16 protein-coding genes and 1 pseudogene are annotated in these 22138 nt (G+C 62.9%); 10 read left to right on the top strand and 7 right to left on the bottom strand.

The window, feature by feature from the left end:
* Position 1: 1 nt before the first annotated feature.
* The 7 genes from ACFULT_RS01420 to rpmH form a co-directional block, all read right to left on the bottom strand.
* Complete coding sequence (locus tag ACFULT_RS01420; RefSeq protein WP_378480422.1) at positions 2-1042, bottom strand: ParA family protein; 1041 nt, start codon at positions 1040-1042, stop codon at positions 2-4.
* Between the two features lie 70 nt (positions 1043-1112).
* On the bottom strand, positions 1113-1790 hold the full coding sequence (gene rsmG, locus ACFULT_RS01415) for a 16S rRNA (guanine(527)-N(7))-methyltransferase RsmG (protein WP_378480421.1): 678 nt from the start codon (positions 1788-1790) through the stop codon (positions 1113-1115).
* A 2033-nt stretch (positions 1791-3823) separates the two neighbouring features.
* Complete coding sequence (locus ACFULT_RS01410; RefSeq protein ID WP_094720139.1) at positions 3824-4462, bottom strand: protein jag; 639 nt, start codon at positions 4460-4462, stop codon at positions 3824-3826.
* Between the two features lie 24 nt (positions 4463-4486).
* The gene (gene yidC, locus ACFULT_RS01405) at positions 4487-5605 is read right to left on the bottom strand and encodes a membrane protein insertase YidC (RefSeq protein ID WP_378480420.1); all 1119 of its coding nucleotides are present in this window, start codon (positions 5603-5605) and stop codon (positions 4487-4489) included.
* Between the two features lie 4 nt (positions 5606-5609).
* Positions 5610-5948 carry a membrane protein insertion efficiency factor YidD gene (gene yidD, locus ACFULT_RS01400; protein WP_094720140.1) on the bottom strand — a complete coding sequence of 113 codons (339 nt, stop codon included), beginning with the start codon at positions 5946-5948 and terminating at the stop codon, positions 5610-5612.
* Positions 5949-6341: a ribonuclease P protein component gene (gene rnpA, locus ACFULT_RS01395; RefSeq protein WP_080732964.1), complete on the bottom strand. Its 393-nt coding sequence runs from the start codon at positions 6339-6341 to the stop codon at positions 5949-5951.
* Between the two features lie 31 nt (positions 6342-6372).
* Positions 6373-6516, bottom strand: a complete 144-nt coding sequence (gene rpmH, locus ACFULT_RS01390) for a 50S ribosomal protein L34 (RefSeq protein ID WP_026347786.1) — start codon at positions 6514-6516, stop codon at positions 6373-6375.
* Positions 6517-7193: 677 nt separating this feature from the next.
* Here rpmH and dnaA point away from each other — a divergent pair.
* The 10 genes and pseudogenes from dnaA (at position 7194) to ACFULT_RS01340 (ending at position 22081) form a co-directional block, all read left to right on the top strand.
* Positions 7194-8726: a chromosomal replication initiator protein DnaA gene (gene dnaA, locus ACFULT_RS01385; protein ID WP_037110128.1), complete on the top strand. Its 1533-nt coding sequence runs from the start codon at positions 7194-7196 to the stop codon at positions 8724-8726.
* A gap of 627 nt (positions 8727-9353) precedes the next feature.
* Entirely contained in the window at positions 9354-10538 is a 1185-nt protein-coding gene (gene dnaN / locus ACFULT_RS01380; RefSeq protein ID WP_026347784.1) for a DNA polymerase III subunit beta, read from the top strand.
* 56 nt (positions 10539-10594) lie between these two features.
* Positions 10595-11533 (top strand): annotated as a pseudogene (gnd, locus tag ACFULT_RS01375) (phosphogluconate dehydrogenase (NAD(+)-dependent, decarboxylating)); the annotation flags it as partial.
* A gap of 3 nt (positions 11534-11536) precedes the next feature.
* Positions 11537-12763: a DNA replication/repair protein RecF gene (gene recF, locus ACFULT_RS01370; RefSeq protein ID WP_094720141.1), complete on the top strand. Its 1227-nt coding sequence runs from the start codon at positions 11537-11539 to the stop codon at positions 12761-12763.
* Positions 12764-12766: 3 nt separating this feature from the next.
* Positions 12767-13315 carry a DUF721 family protein gene (locus ACFULT_RS01365; protein ID WP_037109983.1) on the top strand — a complete coding sequence of 183 codons (549 nt, stop codon included), beginning with the start codon at positions 12767-12769 and terminating at the stop codon, positions 13313-13315.
* 185 nt (positions 13316-13500) lie between these two features.
* The gene (locus ACFULT_RS01360) at positions 13501-14418 is read left to right on the top strand and encodes a metal-dependent hydrolase (protein WP_094720142.1); all 918 of its coding nucleotides are present in this window, start codon (positions 13501-13503) and stop codon (positions 14416-14418) included.
* On the top strand, positions 14406-15596 hold the full coding sequence (locus tag ACFULT_RS01355; protein ID WP_378480419.1) for a PDR/VanB family oxidoreductase: 1191 nt from the start codon (positions 14406-14408) through the stop codon (positions 15594-15596). Before ACFULT_RS01360 ends, ACFULT_RS01355 begins: the two co-directional genes overlap by 13 nt.
* Positions 15597-15884: 288 nt before the next feature.
* Positions 15885-17924, top strand: coding sequence for a DNA topoisomerase (ATP-hydrolyzing) subunit B (gene gyrB / locus ACFULT_RS01350; RefSeq protein ID WP_037110131.1), 2040 nt, complete (start codon positions 15885-15887; stop codon positions 17922-17924).
* A 62-nt stretch (positions 17925-17986) separates the two neighbouring features.
* Positions 17987-20533 (top strand): DNA gyrase subunit A, encoded by a 2547-nt coding sequence (gene gyrA / locus ACFULT_RS01345; protein WP_378480418.1) that lies wholly within the window; start codon positions 17987-17989, stop codon positions 20531-20533.
* Entirely contained in the window at positions 20534-22081 is a 1548-nt protein-coding gene (locus tag ACFULT_RS01340) for a DUF3566 domain-containing protein (RefSeq protein ID WP_378480417.1), read from the top strand. It begins immediately after the preceding gene.
* Positions 22082-22138: the final 57 nt, after the last annotated feature.

Genomic DNA, 22138 nt, shown 5'->3' with positions numbered 1-22138 from the left:
CCTAGTGCTCCTGCGTTCCGTCGGATGCTGCGCCTGCGGACCGCGCTGCCAGTTCTCTACCCGCGTCCAGATAGCTCATCGCACCGCGTGAGCCGGGGTCGTAATCCAGGACAGTCATCCCGTAGCCGGGCGCCTCGGAGACCTTGACACTGCGAGGAATCACGGCGCGGAGGACTGCATCACCGAAGTGTTTCCGGACCTCTTCGGCAACCTGATCCGCAAGTTTCGTACGGCCGTCGTACATCGTCAGGATCACCGTGGACACATGCAGGGCGGGGTTCAGATGCGCCTGTACCAACTCGATGTTGCGTAGCAACTGACCCACACCCTCGAGGGCGTAGTACTCGCACTGGATCGGGATCAGTACTTCAGTCGCCGCAACCAACGCGTTGACGGTCAACAGACCCAGCGAGGGCGGGCAGTCGATCAAGACGAAGTCCGCGTCGATGGAGTCGAGATCGGCCAGTGCGGTCTTCAGGCGTCCCTCACGAGCCACCATGGAGACCAGCTCGATCTCTGCACCGGCGAGGTCGATCGTCGCCGGAATGCAGTACAGGCGCTCGCTGTGGGGGCTTTGTTGGATGGCGTCTCGGGCGCTGACTTCACCGATCAGAACCTCGTAGCTCGAGGGCACCCCGGAGTGATGCTCGACGCCCAGAGCGGTGCTGGCGTTGCCCTGAGGGTCGAGATCCACGACCAGCACAGTCAGCCCTTGGATCGCGAGCGCAGCAGCTAGGTTGACCGCAGTTGTCGTCTTGCCGACGCCACCCTTCTGGTTGGCAATTGTCAACATCCGTCGCTTGTCCGGCTTGGGGAGTGTGACGCTGCCTGGGTGCAGTACCTGGCTGGCTCTGTGGGCCGCCGCACCGATGGGAGTGTCGTCGGGGGAGATGCTGCTGTAGGCGCCGAAACCAGATCCGTCCGTCGCTTTCGATTCTGCGCCGCCCCGGGAACTCCGGGACCTCGGCGCAGGGGATTCTGTTTCACGTGAAACGTTGCCTTCTGTTTCACGTGAAACAGTGGGATCGGATCCACCCGACATATGTGCTCCTTAATGCGGAACGGATTGAACTACGTGGATTGAGGGGCTTAGCGCGAAGACAAGTGCGGTCTCACGAACGCGGAAAGCGGCGAGGGACTCGTTCGGCACGAACCACGATCGTCGGCGTGGGAACAATGTCCACGCCACACTTGACGACCTCCAGCTTGCCAGCACCCATACGACCAAGGGAAGAGCGATCGCGTTGGATTTCCTCTTCGGCGCTGCTTCCTTTGAGCGCAAGCATCCGCCCGCGTTCGTGGATCAGCGGGAGAGACCATTTGGCAAGCTTCTCGAGCGGAGCAACGGCACGCGAGGTGACGACGTCGGCTCCACCGGCTTCCTTCTTCACGCCCGGCTGCTCGGCGCGGCCCCGGACCACCAACACGTCCAGTCCGGCGCCCTCGATGAATTCAGCGAGATAGACGGTGCGTCGAAGCAGTGGCTCTACGAGTGTCACGTGGAGATCGGGACGCGCGATCGCGAGGGGGATTCCGGGCAGCCCCGCTCCGCTTCCGATGTCCACCACCCGCTCGCCCTCGTCGATCAGTTCACCGACTACCGCGCAATTCAAGATGTGCCGCTCCCACAACCGAGGCACTTCGCGAGGACCGATCAACCCTCGCTCGACACCGAGCGTCGCCAACGACTCGTGATACTGCTTTGCCAGATCGAGCCGCGGTCCGAACACGCGCTCGGCGATGGCCAATACTTTGTCGTCATCAAGCGGCTCTGGTTGCACGTCCTCCATCCTCCCGTGTAGGGGGTCGCAACACCAAACCCTCGAGGCGTATTGGCTCGGAAATCACCCAATTTCTCGTCAGTAGTCGAGTTTCACGTGAAACAGATGGATCCGACCAGGTGCGACCACCGGTCTCGGCCGCTGCCAACTGACCCTCATGGCGGCGTGGTGCATCGGAGCCGAACTCGGGGATCCGACCGCCACCCTGTCTGGCGGGCATACGGTTACAGCAGGTCGGCGATCAGTCTTGGACGCCGCTTGACCGAGGCCGGCGTAAACCTAGTCCCGTCATGAATCAGTTACTGGTTCTGTCGGAGGTTTGCAGCGGTCGTATACGAAGACTGTGTGCGGGAGTTCGGCAGTATTCGAAACTCGTGGTGTATCCACGACGGTCCAGCACTGCGCATCGCATCTGCTTCGTTTGTGGGTTTCACGTGAAACAGGCCGATAGCGATTTGGTTCGATACCCAGCTGTGGTCACCTCCAACTCGGACGGCCGAGTGGACGCGACTCCGTTGACCAGAAAGCCGGTTACCGACTTCGGTCCGTCGCGTCACGACTAACGAGGCGGCCGACTGACCCGTCGATCGGGGTGCACGAGTGCCGCCAGGTTTCACGTGAAACAGGGTCCATCGCGCATGGGCATCCCTAACCCGGGACTGCGGTTCGACGTGGTCGATCGCGTCAACCGGGGAAACCACTCCGCTCGGTCATCCTGGGCTGCGATCCTGCCCTCTTCGCCGACCCATGCGTCGCGGTCAGTCCGCCAGTTCCAGACTCAATTCTGCCTCTGCACCGCACCGATCCCCGTGAATCCGGCAGAATCCAGCCACCGCGTAGTTTCGTCCGAACTGACCTCTCGCCATAGAACGGACCCTTGCGAACGAATCTCGCCACGCGCACACCAGACTCACTTCTTCGACGGCACGTACTTCGAGATGTCCCTCCCGCCCACGTTCGTTCGGTACGCAGAGACCCTCCACTTCACTTCATCTCCGGGCGCACTTCATGCATCCCGCCGCCTCCGGGGTCGACCATTCGAACTCCTACCGGACAATCTCCGATCACCACTGTCCGGGTTGCTCGCCGACCGGTCGTGCTGACCTATCGGACAGGGCGGTTCGCCGTCGATTCCCCTTCTCGCTTCACGAACTGTGGACTGCTGATCTGAGGCGGCCAGCTGTTGCATCATCAGGAGTCTGCCGTCGGTGGTCATCGACCAGGTGACGGTACGTCGAATTCAGCGATCTGGACCGCCACCGGACGATCATGATTGGGTAGTGGTGGAGTGGTGCCTCTCGAACCATGATGGTCCCGCGCGATCGTTTGCCAATACCGACCGCTTGTCACCCAGGTTTCACGTGAAACACGGCCAGGAGGCGGAGCCGGGTTCCGGAACTCCCTACGTACACCGCGTACAGCCGGGGGAGTGGGGGACGATCCGACGCTAGAGCACATATCCACGTCCACGCCAAGCCGCGGACATCGCCGATCCTGAACCGTCGCGAATCACCACACCGATTGGGTTTCACGTGAAACAGCCGATTCGAACAACACCTTCCGATTCTCGATGTCGATACGCCGGCCACTGGTCACTGCAATATCGACGTCCTCTGTTCGGTGCCCGTGAACCGGCGTCGCTACACCCAGTACGCCAACCACCCTCACTAACCGAAATCCGAAATTGAACCTCGCTGCGCTTCCGACGGGATCAGCCCGTCGATGACCTATCCGCTGCGTCGACCCAACCGACGCGCCTCCAAGTTTCACGTGAAACACAGCCCCCTCGGCCCATCGGATTCGGCGCCATGTCGACGGCTGAGCTGTCCGACACGATGTCGCCGGCAACTGTCACAGTGACGTTTCATGGGCACAGTGGACTGCACGGGAAACACCCGGAAATTTGGTCCGGTCCACGAATCACAACGGTGGAATTCGCCCTAGTCCTGATACACGAAAGCCCCCGGCTGATTGCCGGGGGCTTTCGGTTCGAACTGACATCTTCGTCGAGATTCTCGACTGGGCGGGATCCGTCTCTTTGACTACGCCTTCACGACGACTACTCGTCGGGACGGTTCGACGCCCGTACTTTCGCTGTCCACACCATCGATCTTCGCGACGGCGTCGTGCACGATCTTCCGCTCGAAGGGAGTCATCGGCGTCAGTTCCTCGCGGTCGCCACTCTCCAGGACACGACGTGCCGCTTCCACACCCAAGGTGCTCAGTTCGCTGCGTCGGTTGGCTCGCCATCCGGCGACATCGAGCATGAGCTTGCTGCGCTCACCGGTCGACTGCTGAACCGCCAGACGAGTCAGTTCTTGCAACGCGTCGAGAACCTCGCCCTTGCGTCCGACGAGTTTCGACAGATCGGAGCCACCGTCGATGCTCACAACCGCGCGATCGCCCTCGACATCCAGATCGATGTCACCGTCGAAGTCGAGAACGTCGAGCAACTGCTCGAGGTAGTCGCCGGCAATCTCGCCTTCTTCGACGAGGTAGTCCTCCGAATCCTCGTCGTCGAGATCGTCCTCGTCGACCTGTGCGGCGTCGACGTTCTCGGGTGCGGCAACTACAGCTTCTGTGTCCGACTGCTCGGTGTCGACTGCCACGACTTCACTCGCTCCATCCCCAGCGCTCACCGCGTTGTCCGTGTTCGATTCTTGATCTGTATCTGCAGACATCTCTTGATCCTCGGTATCCCCGCGTCAGCGACGCTTGCGCTTGGACTTGCTTCGGTTGGCCTGTGGTCGCGGCTTGGGCTTCGCGGCGCCGGAGGAAATTGCGTTCGACGTGCCACCACTGCCCGAACTGCCGGTCGAATCCGCGTCCCCGTCGTCGGCCTGAATGTCGGCCTGAACGTCGTTGGACGCCAACTTCGAGAGTTTCGGACGTGCACCGGGCTTCGGCTTGCTCACGGGCTTCACTCCGGGCTTCGGCGCGTTCTCGGATCGCTTCTCGAGTGCAACCTGCTTCTTCGCTGCTTCCTCTTTGTCGATCTTGCCGAACACGAGGTGCTGCTGACCGTACGTCCACGCGTTGTTACTCACCCAGTAGAGCAGGATGGCGATGGGCAGGAAGGCACCGAACGCCAGAACGCCGAGAGGGAAGACGTACAGCGCGAGCTTGTTCATGATGGCGGACTGTGGGTTGGCCGCAGCAGCCTCGCTCTGACGAGCCACCGACGCACGCGAGTTCAGGTGCGTCGCGACGGCCGCGATGATCATGAGCGGCACGGACACTGCGACGATCGTCCACACTGCCGGGATGCCGAGGCCGAGATCGGGGTTGGCATAGGCGTCGAGCTGATCCTGCGGCATCGTGATGAATGCGGAGATCGGAGCGCCGAACAGACGGGCGTCCAGGAACGAGTTGACGTCATCGACGTTGAACGCATAGTTCGGAAGCGATCGGGTCTCTTGCGCACTGAGGCCGAGCTGACCGAATCCGGTGCCTGTTCGGTTGAACGAACGAAGCACATGGAACAGACCGATGAACACAGGCGCCTGAGCAAGGACCGGGAGGCAACCCATGATCGGGTTGAAGCCGTGCTCCTTCTGCAGCTTCTGCATTTCGACGGCCATGCGCTGCTTGTCTTTGCCGTACTTCTTCTGCAGTGCCTTGATCTGCGGCTGCAGCTCCTGCATCTGCCGAGTCGTACGCACCTGTTTGACGAAGGGCTTGTACAGAATCAAGCGAAGCGTGAACACCAGGAACACCACGGACAGCGCCCAGGCGAAGCCGTTGTCGTCGCCGAGAACGGCGCCGAACACCTTGTGCCATACCCAGAGAATCCAGGAGACCGGATAGTAGATGAAATCGAGCACGGGTCTATGTACTCCTCTGTTCGTCCACTCCTACGAACGAGTGGATGTCTTCGGTCGAAGTCTGTGTTGCATCGCTGCAGGTTCGGTGTCGCCACGAACCGCGCTCGGGCACCGGATCCCAACCTCCAGAGTGCCAGGGGGCGCATTTGAGCAAGCGAGCGATAGCGAGGATCGAGCCTTTGATTGCACCGTGGGTCTTCAACGCATCGACGGCGTACTCACTGCAGGTGGGGATGAATCTGCAGGTAGGCAGCCGAAGCGGAGACACATAATTGCGGTACAGCTGGATCGAGAAGACAAGTGTTCGTACCGGGAGCGAACGAACGAGTTGGAGAAGGCTCATTTACGATGCATCTTTCGACGCAGTGGGGCCGGATGCATCCAGGTAGCCCATCTTCTTCAATCCGGACCGGACCTGACGATGCAGTTCTTTCGACGTCAGTACCGAAGCTCCTGGTAGAGCTCTGATCACCACGTCGGTGTTGGACGGCACATCCACCACGAGCTGGGAGCAGATATGCCGAAGCCGGCGTGCAACTCGATGACGAGTTACCGCCGGCCCGACTGCCTTGCTCACGATCAGTCCGAATCTGGGAGAGCCGACAGAGAAGACCGAACGTGCGTCGTCGCGCGCGAACGCGTGAACAACCACGTCTTGTCTTCCCATTCGACGGCCTCGACGCACGGCACGCGAGAAATCCGCGCTGCGGTGCAGTCTGTTCGGCTCAGGTAACACCCCGAGCTCCGTAACTCAGACGAACAATGATTTAGGCGGTGAGTTCCTTGCGGCCCTTGCCGCGACGCGCAGAAACGATTGCACGACCTGCACGCGTGCGCATACGAAGACGGAAGCCGTGAACGCGCGCGCGGCGTCGGTTGTTCGGCTGGAACGTCCGCTTGCCCTTGGCCACGGTCAACACTCCTCGAAAATTTTCAGCGCCCACTCCAGGCGCCTACTGGCGGTAGTACCGAGTTCGGTCGAACTCGAATTACATCCCACAGCGAGAAGGCCGACCACCGAACTGTAAACACCCAGCAAGCATCGGTCACCTCGCTTCGGGTGACTGTTCGAGAGTACTGATGGAGAAGGGACGGGTCAAACTCGCCCAGCCGGGAGTGGAGCCTGCAGGAATGATTCAAACACCGGGAGTGGAGCCTGCAGGAATGACGAAAGCAATCTTCTCCCAGGAGACTACATCGGTGTAATTCATCCACAAGGGTGGGGACAGAGGTGTGTGAATAACCGCTCGAACGAGTACCGGTGACGCTCTCGACATGTTTCTTCCGTAGCTCGAGAATTTCGGCGAGCGCAACACTGCAGGTCAGATCACATGAGTGGACGTTCTCAGCCGGATTTCGACGTTCGGGGGTAACACCGGTGTCGTTCATCCACACCTGTGGATAATTGTGTGGAAACAGCCCGCAGGTGGCATATTCGTACCGGGCGCGCGCAATGTCCGTCTTCGAACTCGCCGGCATCCGTTCGCCGTCGGTGACGCTAGTCGACGACGAAGCGCCGCATGACCGCTTCGGCGATCTTCGTTTCGCTGAAATCTGCACAGTTCGGTTTGGTCTAGTAGGAGGCGCCGTGAGCGACGATCCGGGTGCGCTGGCGCGCGTCTGGCCAGAGGTTGTCACGGAGTTGACGTCCGACAGGCACAGTGGTCAACCGTTGACCAAAGGTCAGAAGGCATGGCTCGCGCTGGTCGAGCCGCTGACTCTGACCCAGGGGTTTGCACTGTTGGCGGTGCCGTCGTCCTTCGCTCAGGAGGCCATCGAACGCGACCTACGCGAGCCGATCCTGCACGCACTCGGCCGTCACCTCGGCCAGGGCGTCGAAGGCCTGGGCGTCAGAATCTCCGCTCCCGAGGAGGAGAAGGCCGAGCCCGAACGGACCGGATATCCGGAGACGCCGAGCTCTCCGACGTACCGGCGCCGTTTCCTCACCAGCTCCGACGACGAGCCGTCGGACTCGGAGACCGCGGACTACGAGGAAGTGGACGACGAGCGAGAGGCACTCGCGAGTGTGCAGAACTCGTGGCCTACCTACTTCACTAAGCCCCCGGAGACAACCACCACCACCCCGGGCGCGGGAAGTCTCAACGCGAAGTACACCTTCGACACCTTCGTCATCGGCGCGTCCAATCGATTCGCTCACGCGGCCGCCGTCGCGATCGCCGAAGCTCCCGCCCGCGCCTACAACCCCCTGTTCGTGTGGGGTGCGTCGGGGCTGGGCAAGACTCACCTGCTGCATGCCGCCGGGCACTACGCGCAGCGACTCTTCCCCGGCATGCGCGTGAAGTACGTCTCCACCGAGGAATTCACGAACGACTTCATCAACTCGCTTCGTGACGACCGCAAAGTCGCGTTCAAGCGTCGCTACCGCGAAACCGACGTGCTACTGGTCGACGACATTCAGTTCATCGAGGGCAAAGAAGGTATCCAGGAAGAGTTCTTCCACACCTTCAACACCCTGCACAACGCGAACAAGCAGATCGTCGTATCCTCCGATCGGCCACCGAAACAATTGGCCACCCTCGAGGAGCGCCTGCGTACGCGGTTCGAGTGGGGTCTGATCACCGACGTTCAGCCGCCCGAGCTCGAGACTCGGATCGCGATCCTCAGCAAGAAGGCGAGAATGGATCGCCTGGACGTTCCCCACGACGTTCTCGAGTTGATCGCCAGTCGAATCGAGCGCAACATCCGTGAGCTGGAGGGTGCGCTGATTCGCGTCACCGCCTTCGCCTCTCTGAACGGGCAGGCACTGGACCTGACGTTGGCCGAGGTCGTGCTCCGGGATCTGATGCCGGATTCGACGAGCCTCGAGATCAACGCGGCGACGATCATGGCGGTCACGGCCGAGTACTTCAACACCACCATCGACGACCTGTGTGGCCCCGGAAAGGCTCGCGCCTTGGCCATGGCCAGGCAGATAGCCATGTATCTCTGCCGCGAACTGACGGACCTGTCGTTGCCCAAGATCGGCCAGACGTTCGGCCGCGACCACACGACCGTCATGTACGCCGACAAGAAGATCCGCAAGGAAATGACGGAGCGTCGCAAGGTGTACGACCAGGTCCAGGAGCTCACCGCTCGGATCAAGCAGCGCTCGAAGCGATAGCGACGACGCTCGTACAGCACGCGAGGAACGATCACGGCGCGAGACCCCGGAGACACGGGGCTCGCGCCGTTTCGCGTTTCGCTCGAGGAATGTCGTGTGCTCCAGGTCATGTTTCGGCCTCCGAAAACAACCCAGGAGTCGGTACCGAGGAGTTTTTTTCGTACTTTGCTCCATTGATTCACACCTGTGGATAACCATGTGGATAGTGGAGTACTTCTGGGGATGAATTGTGAGGGCCTGTGCACCGCCGAATTTCGTCCACAGGCGGTCCCGAGTTGGCCACCGATTGGTTCAGAGTTCATCCCCACGACACCACGCTTGACGACCAGCACCGCATGGTGTGTGTGCACAGATTCCACAGGACCTATTAATAAGAAGATTTTCTCTTCGAAGGAATCTCTTCTAAAACAGGTGTTGGGGACCAATCCGTTCACAGGGTCGCCCCCGCGGCTGCGTCCGGTGGTTCCGTCGTGACCTTCGGCTTTCAAGTTGGTCACGAAGGGCATACGGTGTTCATCACCGCGGCCTGTGTCAGACTCTTTGACGCACCGGTAAACGAGCTCACCCGATGCTCGACGAAGACCCCTTCGAGACGATCCGCTGCCGAACGAGAGGAAAAACCGAGCGATGGAGCTTGGAAGTCTGAAGTTTCGCGTTGCTCGCGAAGATTTTTCCGATTCCGTTGCCTGGGTTGCCCGTAGCCTGCCGTCCAGGCCGCCGGTACCAGTACTCGGTGGTGTGCTGCTCGCGGCGGACGATCAAGGTCTGACCGTCTCCGGGTTCGACTACGAAGTCTCGGCTCAGGTCCGCGTGTCAGCGGAGGTGGCAACGTCCGGTCGTGTCCTGGTGTCCGGCAAGTTGCTCGCCGACATCACCAAGTCACTTCCCAACAAGCCTGTCGACGTCAGCGTCGACGGCACCCGGGTGCTCATCAACTGCGGAAGCGCGAAGTTCTCGCTCCCGACGATGCCCGTCGAGGACTACCCCCAGTTGCCCGAACTGCCCACGCAGACGGGTTCGATCGCGGTGGACGTGTTCTCCGAGGCAATCGCGCAGGTGGCCGTCGCCGCAGGCAAGGACGACACGTTGCCGATGCTCACCGGTATCCGCGTCGAAATCCATGGCACGACGGTCGTCCTCGCGGCGACCGACCGGTTCCGGCTCGCCGTCCGCGAGCTCGAGTGGTTGCCCGTCGGAGGTGAGACCAAGACCGAGGTCCTGATCCCGGCTCGTACGTTGTCTGAATCGGCAAAGACGTTGACCGGCAACGCAAGTTCGCCGGTGGAGCTCGCTCTGGGGTCCGGATCGTCGATCGGCGCCGACGGTCTTCTCGGCATCATCAGCGGAGGTCGTCGAACGACGACGCGCCTCCTCGATGCGGACTTCCCGAAGTTCCGTCAGTTGTTGCCACCCGAGCACACGGCGGTTGCTGTCGTGGAGATCGCACCGCTCGTCGAAGCGATCAAGCGTGTGGCGCTCGTTGCCGAGCGTGGTGCGCAGGTTCGCCTCGAGTTCTCCTCCGAAGGCGTCCTCCTGTCGGCTGGTGGTGACGATGCCGGTCGGGCCGAGGAAGCACTGCTCGCCGACTTCCAGGGTGAGCCTCTGACCATCGCGTTCAATCCCGGCTACCTGATCGACGGGTTGTCGTCGCTGCACAGCGAGAAGGTCACATTCGGATTCACGACTCCCAGTAGGCCTGCGGTTCTCCGGCCGACGACGGATGATGAACTGGTACCGGATTCTTCGGGCAAGTTCGCGGCACCGCAGAGCGCTTACACCTATCTGTTGATGCCGGTGCGTCTTCCCGGCTGATCGGGTACCACCCGTGAGGACGTCGGTGGACGTCCTCACCATCGGCAGCATCTTCGACGCAAAGGACACTTCGCATGCAGCTGGGACTGGTCGGCCTCGGAAAGATGGGCTTCAACATGCGCGAGCGGTTGCGCTCGCACGGCCACGAAGTCATCGGTTACGACCCGCGGCCCGAGGTAACGGACACCCCGTCGCTCGAGGGCCTGGCGCAGGCGCTTGCCGCGCCGCGCATCGTCTGGGTGATGGTGCCGTCCGGCGAGATCACCCGAAACACCATCGTCGGGCTGGCCGACGCCCTCGAGGGGGGCGACCTGGTCATCGACGGTGGTAACTCGCGCTTCACCGACGACGGACCCAATGCGGAACTGCTGGCGAAGAAGGGCATCGGTTACATCGATGCGGGTGTGTCGGGCGGCGTCTGGGGCCTGGAGAACGGTTACGGCCTGATGGTCGGTGGATCGGAGGCCGACGTAGCACGCGCTCAGCCGATTTTCGACGCGCTTCGTCCGGAGGGTGAGCGGGCCGACGGTTTCGTCCATGCGGGCCCTGTGGGTGCCGGTCACTACTCCAAGATGGTGCACAACGGCATCGAGTACGGGTTGATGCAGGCGTATGCCGAGGGGTACGAGCTGCTCGAGGCCGAGGAACTCGTGCAGGACACGCGTGGTGTCCTGCGCGCGTGGAGCAAGGGCACCGTTGTCCGATCCTGGCTACTCGACCTGCTGGTCCAGGCGCTGGCCGAGGATCCCGAGTTCGCTGAAATCTCCGGATACACAGAGGATTCCGGCGAAGGCAGGTGGACGGTCGAAGAGGCGATCCGGCATGCGGTTCCGGCGCCGGTCATCTCTGCGGCGCTGTTCGCGCGATTCGCATCCCGTCAGGACGACTCACCGGCGATGAAAGCCGTGTCCGCACTGCGCAATCAGTTCGGTGGTCACGCCGTCAAGCGCGCGTCCACCGAAGAAACTCTTCGCGCACCCGATCCCAAGAAATAGATCTTGTTCGTTCGCTCTTTCACCGTGCGGGACTTCAGGTCCTGGGACGACGTCACCGTCGAACTCGAGCCGGGTTCGACGGTGTTCGTCGGCCCGAACGGTCACGGTAAGACGAACCTGCTCGAGTCGCTCGGCTATCTGTCGACGCTGTCGTCCCATCGGGTGTCATCCGATGCTCCGATGATCCGCGCGGGCGCACAGCGGGCGTTCGCGAGTGCGTCGGTGGTCAATCTCGGTCGAGAACTGACCATCGACATCGAGTTGCTCGAGGGAAAAGCCAACAAGGCCAGGATGAATCGCTCCCCGGTGCGCAGACCGCGGGAGATACTGGGCGTTCTGCACAGTGTGCTCTTCGCGCCGGAAGACCTGTCGCTCGTGCGAGGAGATCCAGGGGATCGACGTCGCTATCTGGACGAGCTGTCGACCACCCGAAGGCCTCGAATGGCCGGTGTGCGGGCAGATTACGACAAGGTGCTCCGGCAACGGTCAGCGTTGCTCAAGACTGCGGGTGGCGCACTGCGTCGTGGTTCGCGGTCGACCGACGGTGCCAGTGCGCTCGCCACGCTCGACGTGTGGGACGGTCATCTCGCAGCTCACGGCGCCCAATTGCTGGCTGCCCGCATCGCCTTGGTTCACGAACTCGAACCGTTGGTTGCCGAGTCCTATGCATCGATTGCGCCTGAATCACGCCCTGCCGCAGTGCGATACAGGAGCAGTCTGGGGGACGTACTGCCGCCGGAGTTCGCCGAGGCGGACCGCGTACCGGAGCCCGACGACGTCGATGTGCTCGAGGCTGCGTTTCTCCACCGGCTGAACGAGATGCGTCAACGAGAGATCGAACGCGGAGTCTGTTTGGTGGGGCCACATCGCGACGACCTCGAGTTGATTCTCGGTGATCAGCCTGCGAAAGGGTTTGCCAGCCATGGTGAATCGTGGTCCTACGCATTGTCGTTGCGGCTGGCGTCTTTTCGATTGTTACGGGCGGAGGGTACCGACCCGGTCTTGATGCTCGACGATGTCTTCGCCGAGCTCGACCGCAAGCGCCGCAGTGCCCTTGCCGCCGTCGCGGCCGAGGCGGAGCAAGTGTTGATCACCGCGGCCGTGGCGGAGGACATTCCGCCAGAGATCGATGCTCGTCGATGGAAAGTCGAAGCAGTGCAACACAGTTCGGAACGTATCTCGACGATAGCCCCGATCGACGCCACCGTCGACTCCATCGAAGGAGTATGAGACGTGAACGAAGAATCAGGTGAAGGAACGGAAGAACTGAAGGGCGTCGACTTGGCGCGCCGTGCCCTCGAGGACGCGCGAGCAGCCGCCAAGGCGAGCGGAAAATCTGTCGGACAGGGACGTTCTTCCCCGAAGGGAGGCGTCCGTGCACTTCGAGGGCGGCGCAAGCGTGGATGGTCCGGTGCCGGCCCCGATGACCGTGACCCGCAGACTCTGGGTTCGCTTGCCGGTTCGATCGCGCAGAAGCGTGGATGGTCGGACAAGGTGGCGGAAGGTACGGTGCTCGGGCGGTGGCCCGCGGTGGTCGGCGAGGACATCGCGTCACACGCGACGCCGACGAAGCTCGAGGACGGTGTTCTGAGCGTCACCGCGGAGTCCACGGCGTGGGCGACGCAACTGCGATTGATGCAAGCGCAGATTCTGGCCAAGATCGCGGCGGCAGTGGGACACGGCGTCGTGAAGTCCTTGAAGATCCATGGACCCACGACCAAGAGTTGGCGTAAGGGTGACCGCCACATCAAGGGCCGCGGGCCTCGGGACACGTACGGGTAGATTCAACCCCTACCGAAGCGGACCAACGCTGTGAATTGTCCCTATTGCCTGGATCACACACATGGATCAAGGTGATCTTGGTTGCTCTGTACAGCCTCGGTGCGTAGCGTAATTCGGTGATCGATCACAAGCCACGAGATCGGGATCGTTGCTCGTGATCCGACCCGCTACGACGAAGGGACCGCGTGTTCTCACCCGACGCCAAAGAAGAATCCGACAGGTCGGCGATCGACCGACAGCCGGAGGACCGCGTGGTGCTCCAGGCTCGAAACGTCGAATTCGACTGGTCTGCTCTGCCGCTGCACTACGTGGACGGCGATCCGCTCGCGACACATCTGGTGAACGTGATGCATCTGCTCCTGCCCGAGGGTGAGGAGTGGTTCGTCCGGACCTTCAAGGAAGCGCTTCCTCTGATCCACGACGAGCGCCTGCGAGAAGACGTCATCGGTTTCATCGGCCAGGAAGCGATGCACGCCACGGCCCACACCCAGGTGCTCGATTCGTTGACTGCCCACGGTATCGACGTCGCGCCGTACGTCGAGCAGATGCAGTTCCTGTTCGGTCGCGCGCTGGGGAACAGGCGCACGCACACCAGGAACAGCCTGGTCGAGCGAGTTGCGCTGATCGCAGCCGTCGAACATCTGACGGCGTTCCTCGGTGACTGGGTGCTGAACGCGCGTGCGTTGGACGAGGTCGATTTCGATCCGACCATGCTCGACCTGCTTCGCTGGCACGGGGCCGAGGAAGTCGAGCACCGCTCGGTGGCGTTCGAGGTCATGCAGTACTTCGACGTCCGCCCCGCCCGGCGTATCCGCACCTATGTCGCAATCGCACCCACGCTCGTGTGGTTCTGGACTCGCGGCGTTCGGTACCTGATGGATCGCGATCCGACGCTGGCGCACCTGCCCGCGAAGCGACGCCGGCCGTCGCTTCGCGACTATCGCGCGGTTGCCGCACGCGGTCTGTTCCCTGGCCCGAAGATGATCTGGAAAGCCTCGCTTCGCTACTTCGCCCGTGACTACCACCCCTCGAGCGAAGGGTCGACCGAGCAAGCCGTGCAGTATCTGGCAACCTCGCCCGCCGCACGAGCGTGCGCACGGTGACCGCGGTTTCGAATTCGGATTCGAGAGTCGAGCACGTGGGATCGAAGAAGAAGACAGGGCTGCGAAAGCGGTTGTCCGACATGGCGAGAACGGTCGACACGTTTCGTGAGGGTCGTCAGGTTCCGCAGGATCTGTACGGCCGCGACGTGCCCGATCAGACGATGTCTCTCGTGACCGATGCGTTGGACAAGTGGTTCGCGCTGCTGGACAACGGAGAGTTCGACGACAGTCATGCGGCTGCGCCGGTAGTCAGGGATATCGCTCTGACGCTCCGGTCACGCGAAGTTCTGTGCGGGGACCAACAGGTCGTCCGGCTCGAGTTCGAAAGTCCATCGGGCGAGGAACTTCCGGCATGGGCTCCGGGAATGCACCTCGACTTCGTTCTGCCGTCCGGTCGACGCCGGCAGTACTCGTTGTGCGGTGACCCGTCGGACGCTCACGCGTACACCGTTGCGGTGCGGTTCATTCCGGACGGCGGCGGTGGTTCGGCGGAGATGCATGCGCTCGAAATCGGAACGCCGGTCACCGTGACAGGTCCACGCAACGGATTTCCGTTCGTCGCCGACGGCCGGGCGGTGTTCGTCGCAGGCGGGATCGGGATCACCGCTATCCTGCCGATGGTCCGGGCCGCTCGCGCCACGGGTATGGACTGGTATCTGGAGTACCGGGGACGCTCGCGGGAGTCGCTGCCGTTCCTCGACGAGATCCTCGCCTTGGACGACGACCGGGTGAACGTACGCACCGATGATGTCGACGGAATCGCGTCGGGTAGTGAATTGCTCGATCGCGTGGCGGGTGGTGCCGTCTACTGCTGTGGCCCGCCGCCGATGATCGACGCGGTGCGAGCTGCCGTCGACGGCACCGACGCCACTCATCTGTATTTCGAGCGTTTTTCCCCGCCTCCGGTTCGGAACGGTGTGGAGTTCGAGGTGCAATTGGTCGATTCCGGTGACGTGATCACCGTCGGCGCAGAACAGACGGCGTTGCAGGCGATCCGTGAGGTGAGGCCGTCGGTGGCGTACTCCTGCCAGCAGGGGTTCTGCGGAACGTGCCGAACCCGAGTGCTCGTCGGCATTCCCGAACACCGTGAGACTCGGCTGACCCCAGAGGAGCAGGAGAGCGAGATGCTGATCTGCGTGTCGCGGGCAGCGGGAGGCCGCATCGTTCTCGATCTGTAACCGTCGGAGCTGATTCTGCTGTCCATATTTGCCGTCGGGACGCGAAAAAATGCGTCTGTGAGGCAACCAGGGGCCATTTCGGGGTGTCATCGTCCCCATGCCGTCGGTGCGTACCAGTAGTATGGACGGGTAACAGAGAAGCCCTTCGGATCTGTTCACCGTCACGGCCTACCCGCAGGGTGGGCAGGACGGCCGAGCAGACTCGTGCGGTGGCACCACCCGGTGCCCACACGGCAGCACCCATTCGGTGCGAGGGGAACCTTGACGCTGAAGGAGAACAACCGAACCGTGGCTGCCGAGAAGTCGGGTAAGACCGAGAACAAGGATTACGGCGCTTCGTCGATCACCGTGCTCGAGGGACTGGAAGCAGTTCGTAAAAGGCCCGGCATGTACATCGGATCCACCGGTGAGCGAGGCCTGCATCACCTGATCTGGGAGGTCGTCGACAACTCCGTCGACGAGGCCATGGCCGGATACGCTTCCACTGTCGACGTCACGATTCACGAGGACGGCAGCGTCGAGGTCAAGGACGACGGTCGAGGAATTCCCGTCGCCACCCACGCCTCCGGTGTTCCCACCGTCGAGGTCGTCATGACCCAGTTGCACGCGGGCGGAAAGTTCGACTCGGACTCGTACGCGGTGTCCGGTGGTCTGCACGGCGTCGGTATCTCCGTGGTCAACGCACTCTCCACCAAGGTGGAACTCCAGATCGCCCGCGACGGTCACCGCTACACCCAGACGTACGACTACGCCAAGCCAGGCCCGCTCGAGACCGTCGGCGACACCCAGGACACCGGCACGATCGTCCGCTTCTGGCCGGACGGCAAGATCTTCGAGACACTCGACTTCAGCTTCGACATCGTGCACCGTCGCCTCCAGGAGATGGCGTTCCTGAACAAGGGACTGACCATCAACTTCACCGACGAGCGCGTGGCGGCAACCGACGCCAGCGAGGAAGAGCTGGCGGAGACCGCGGAGGCACCGAAGTCTGCGTCCGAGGAAGAAGCTCAGGCCGTCGAGGCCAAGCCCGCCAAGGTCAAGAAGCGCACCTACCACTACCCCGACGGCCTCGTCGACTTCGTCAAGCACATCAACAAGACGAAGACATCCATCCACAACTCCGTCGTCGGCTTCACCGCCAAGGGTGAAGGCCACGAGGTCGAGATCGCGATGCAGTGGAACGCCGGTTATTCCGAGTCGGTCCACACGTTCGCCAACACGATCAACACGCACGAGGGCGGCACGCACGAGGAAGGCTTCCGTACCGCGCTCACCTCGACGGTGAACAAGTACGCGGCGGACAAGAAGCTCGTCAAGGAGAAGGACGGCAAACTCACCGGCGACGACATCCGCGAGGGTCTCGCCGCGGTCATTTCCGTTCGTGTGGGCGAGCCGCAGTTCGAGGGTCAGACCAAGACGAAGCTCGGCAACACCGAGGTCCGCTCGTTCGTGCAGAAGGCGTGCAACGAGCACCTGGCGCACTGGTTCGAGTCCAACCCGGCCGACGCGAAGACCATCATCAACAAGGCCGTGTCCTCGGCTCAGGCCCGTATGGCCGCGCGCAAGGCGCGAGAGTTGGTGCGGCGCAAGAGTGCAACGGACATCGGTGGCCTTCCCGGCAAGCTCGCCGACTGCCGCTCCAACGACCCGAGCAAGTCCGAGATCTACATCGTGGAGGGCGACTCCGCCGGCGGCTCGGCCAAGTCCGGTCGCGACTCGATGTACCAGGCGATCCTTCCGCTCCGCGGAAAGATCATCAACGTCGAGAAAGCGCGCATCGACCGCGTTCTGAAGAACAACGAGGTCCAGTCGATCATCACCGCGTTCGGCACCGGTATCCACGACGAGTTCGACATCACCAAGCTCCGCTACCACAAGATCGTGTTGATGGCCGACGCCGACGTGGACGGCCAGCACATCTCGACGCTGCTGATGACGCTGCTGTTCCGGTTCATGCGTCCGCTCATCGAGCACGGCCACGTCTATCTGGCCATGCCGCCGCTGTACAAGTTGAAGTGGAGCCGCGGCGAACCCGACTTCGCGTACTCCGATCGCGAACGCGACGGACTGCTCGAGGCCGGTATTGCGAACAAGCGCAAGATCAACATCGAGGACGGCGTCCAGCGTTACAAAGGTCTCGGCGAGATGAACGCGAAGGAACTGTGGGAGACCACGATGGACCCATCGGTGCGCGTGCTCCGACTGGTCACCCTCGACGATGCCGCCGCCGCGGACGAGTTGTTCAGTGTCCTGATGGGCGAGGACGTCAGTGCCCGGCGCAGTTTCATTGCCCGCAACGCCAAGGACGTCCGCTTCCTGGACGTGTGACGAACTTTCACGCGGTTCTTGAAATTCGTTACACCTCTTAGACTTTCGCTGAAGGAGTTTCCATGTCGGACATAACCGAGCCTCCTGTCGGGCCTCCCGGACAGACCACGAACGCCGAGGGCGGCGACCGCATCGATCCGGTCGACATCCAGCAGGAGATGCAGCGTAGCTACATCGACTACGCGATGAGCGTCATCGTCGGCCGCGCACTTCCCGAAGTACGCGACGGCCTCAAGCCCGTGCACCGTCGCGTGCTGTACGCGATGTACGACTCCGGTTTCCGCCCGGACCGCAGTTACGTCAAATCCGCACGCCCCGTTGCCGAAACGATGGGTAACTACCACCCGCACGGTGACACCTCGATCTACGACGCGCTGGTGCGTCTGGCTCAGCCCTGGTCCATGCGGTACCCGTTGGTCGACGGCCAGGGCAACTTCGGCTCCCGTGGCAACGACGGCGCGGCTGCCATGCGATACACCGAGGCACGTCTGACGCCTCTCGCCATGGAGATGTTGCGGGACATCGACGAGGAAACCGTCGACTTCATCCCCAACTACGACGGCAAAACCCAAGAGCCGACGGTACTTCCGTCGCGGGTACCCAACCTGTTGATGAACGGCTCCAACGGCATCGCCGTCGGTATGGCCACCAACATCCCGCCGCACAACCTGCGTGAACTCGGCGAGGCCGTCTTCTGGGCCCTCGACAACCACGAGGCCGACGAAGAAGCGACCCTCGCCGCGTGCATGGAACGCGTGAAGGGCCCCGACTTCCCGACGCATGGCTTGATCGTCGGCGGGCAGGGCATCCAGGACGCGTACTCGACCGGACGCGGATCCATTCGCATGCGCGGCGTCGTCGAGATCGAGGAAGACTCCAACGGCCGCACCACGATCGTCATGACCGAGCTGCCGTACCAGGTCAACCCGGACAACCTGATCACGTCGATCGCAGAGCAGGTGCGCGACGGCAAACTGGCCGGCATCTCCAAGATCGACGACGAGTCCTCGGACCGCGTCGGCATGCGCATCGTGGTCACCATCAAGCGCGACGCCGTCGCGAAGGTGGTGCTGAACAACCTCTACAAGCACACCCAGCTGCAGACGAGCTTCGGCGCGAACATGCTGTCGATCGTCGACGGTGTGCCGCGCACCCTGCGTCTGGATCAGATGATCCGCTACTACGTGGCTCATCAGCTCGACGTGATCATCAGGCGCACGCGATACCGGCTGCGCAAAGCCGAGGAGCGCGCTCACATCCTGCGCGGACTGGTCAAGGCACTCGACGCTCTGGACGAGGTCATCGCCCTCATCCGTCGTTCGCCGACCGCCGACGACGCCAAGACCGGCTTGATCGAACTGCTCGACATCGACGAGATCCAGGCCGACGCCATCCTCGCGATGCAGTTGCGTCGCCTCGCTGCTCTCGAGCGTCAGAAGATCATCGACGAGTTGGCCGAGATCGAACGCACCATCGCCGACCTGCAGGACATCCTGGCTCGGCCGGAGCGTCAGCGTCAGATCGTCCGCGACGAGCTCGGCGAGATCGTCGAGAAGTACGGCGACGACCGTCGTACCCGCATCATCGCCAGCGACGGAGACGTCAACGACGAGGATCTCATCGCGCGCGAGAACGTCGTTGTCACCATCACCGAAACCGGCTACGCCAAGCGCACCAGAACCGACCTCTACCGCTCCCAGAAGCGCGGCGGCAAGGGAGTGCAGGGCGCGGGGTTGAAGCAGGACGACATCGTCAGCAAGTTCTTCGTCTGCTCGACGCACGACTGGATTCTGTTCTTCACCACCAAGGGCAGGGTCTATCGCGCCAAGGCGTACGAGCTTCCCGAGGCCAACCGGACGGCCCGCGGGCAGCACGTCGCGAACCTGCTGGCATTCCAGCCCGATGAGCGCATCGCGCAGGTCATTCAGATCAAGACCTACGAGGACGCGCCCTACCTGGTGCTCGCCACCAAGGGCGGACTGGTCAAGAAGTCCAAGCTCACCGACTTCGACTCCAACCGAAGCGGCGGCATCGTCGCGGTCAACCTCCGCGGCGAGGACGAACTGGTCGGCGCTGTGTTGGCGTCATCCGACGACGACCTGTTGCTGGTGTCCGCTCAGGGTCAGTCGATTCGCTTCTCCGCAACCGACGAGGTGCTGCGTCCGATGGGTCGCGCGACCTCCGGTGTCCAGGGCATGCGGTTCAACGGCGAGGACGAGCTGTTGTCGCTGAACGTGGTGCGGGAGGGCAAGTACCTGCTGGTGGCCACCTCCGGTGGTTACTCCAAGCGCACTGCGATGGAGGACTACCCGGCACAGGGCCGCGGCGGAAAGGGCGTGCTGACGATCCAGTACGACCCGAAGCGTGGCACCCTGGTGGGGGCTCTCATCGTCGACGACGAGGACGAGCTGTACGCCATCACCTCCAGTGGTGGTGTAATCCGGACCGCAGCGAAGCAGGTACGGAAGGCCGGCCGACAGACGAAGGGCGTTCGGTTGATGAATCTCGGGGAAGGCGACACACTGCTCGCTATTGCCCGTAACGCCGACGAAGCCGAACCCGAGCCCGGCGCCGCCGGAGACGAAGACGACGCACCGAAGGAGTCGTAAGTGAGCACTCCCAACAGGCCTGGCAGCAGGCCCGTTCCGCCCAGCGACGCCGAGCAGCCACGCACCTCTGCGCGGCCGCAGCCGGCGGTTCGCCCCGGAACGCCGCAGAACGGTGGCGGGCGTCCTCCGTCGCGACCCGGTGCCCCGGCCCCACAGCAGGCCGGCCCTCAACAGGGTGCGGGGTCCCAGCAGGGCGCTCCACAGCAGCCCGGTTCTCAGCAGGCCGGCCCTCAACAGGGGAACGGTGCGCGTCCCGCCGGTGGCGATCGGCAACCGCCGAATCAGCCGGCGCGTCAAGCACCCGAACGTCAGGCACCCGAACGTCAGGGAGGTGCTTCGGAAACCTCGAGGACATCCGACGGCTCGGCGCGCGAGCAGTCCCAAGCTCAGTCTCCCCAGCGGCCGACTGCGCCTCAGCCGCCGACACCTCAGCAGGCTCCGACGACTCAGCAGGCTCCGACGACTCAGCAAGCTCCGGCATCGGCACCTCAGCGTTCCCCGGAGAACCAGCGTTCCCCGGAGAACCAGCGTCCTGCCGAGGCACCGAAGGCGCCGCCGCAGAATCAGCCGCGCCCGCCCGCACCGGCACGCCCCGCTGCTACCCAGCAGCCGCCCACCGAGGCGGCGCCACGGGTGGACAACGAGCGTCCGTTCGATCCACTGGGTGCGGGTGACGTCACGCAGCCGCCGGCGGGTGGCTACCAGAACGGTCCGGGACCGGTGCGCAGTGGCCCTGTCCAGAACGGTTCGGGTCAGGGCAGTGCTTCGGGTCAGAGCGGTGCCACGGGTCAGGGCGCACCTCCGTGGCAGCGCGGTCCGGCGAACGCCGCACAGAGCCAGCCGCAGACCAACCTGTCGGCGCGCGGCGGAACGCTCCCGCCCGTCGGACCGGGCGCTCAACCGAGCCAGCCGGGACAGTCCGGACAGCCAGGCGACGATCGTCGCGGGACCCAGGCAGGGTCCGCAGCGGCTGCCACTGCCGCAGTGAGCGCCGAGAGTTCGGCGGACAGTTCACAGCGTCGCGAAGCCGCCAAGACGAAGGCTGCAGGCATCGACGGACCGACGCGGCACATCGAACGCAAGGATCTGGCGAAGGACATGCCGGATCTGTCGGAGGTCCGGCACACGGCACCGGCGTCGGAAACGCAGCAGATCGCTCAGCCGGTCGCTATTGCGGCGCGCGAGGACGGAACTCCTCTGCGTGCCACGATTCAACTGCGCAAGATCGATCCGTGGTCGACGCTCAAGATCTCCCTCGTCATAGCGGTGTCGCTGTTCTTCGTGTGGATGGTCGCAGTCGGGCTGCTGTACGCGGTTCTCGACGGGATGGGTGTCTGGGATCGCTTGAACAGTGCGTTCACCGACATCGTGTCCGAGTCGGGTGACGGTGGATTGGTCAGTGCCGGACAGGTATTCGGCTACGCCGCAGTGATCGGCGTCATCAACGTGGTGTTGTTCACGGCGTTGACGACCATCGGATCGTTCATCTACAACCTGTCTTCCGACCTGGTCGGGGGCGTCGAAGTAACCCTCGCGGATCGGGACTGAATCAGGTCGCTCGAGAGTGCCGGATCGAGCCGTTTTGGAGTACGGCGGTTCGATGCG

The organism is Rhodococcus sp. NPDC057297 (genome assembly GCF_042667435.1).
Lineage (GTDB): Bacteria > Actinomycetota > Actinomycetes > Mycobacteriales > Mycobacteriaceae > Rhodococcoides.
The sequence above is the reverse complement of the archived record's forward strand: the minus strand, read 5'-3'. Positions and strand labels throughout refer to the sequence as shown.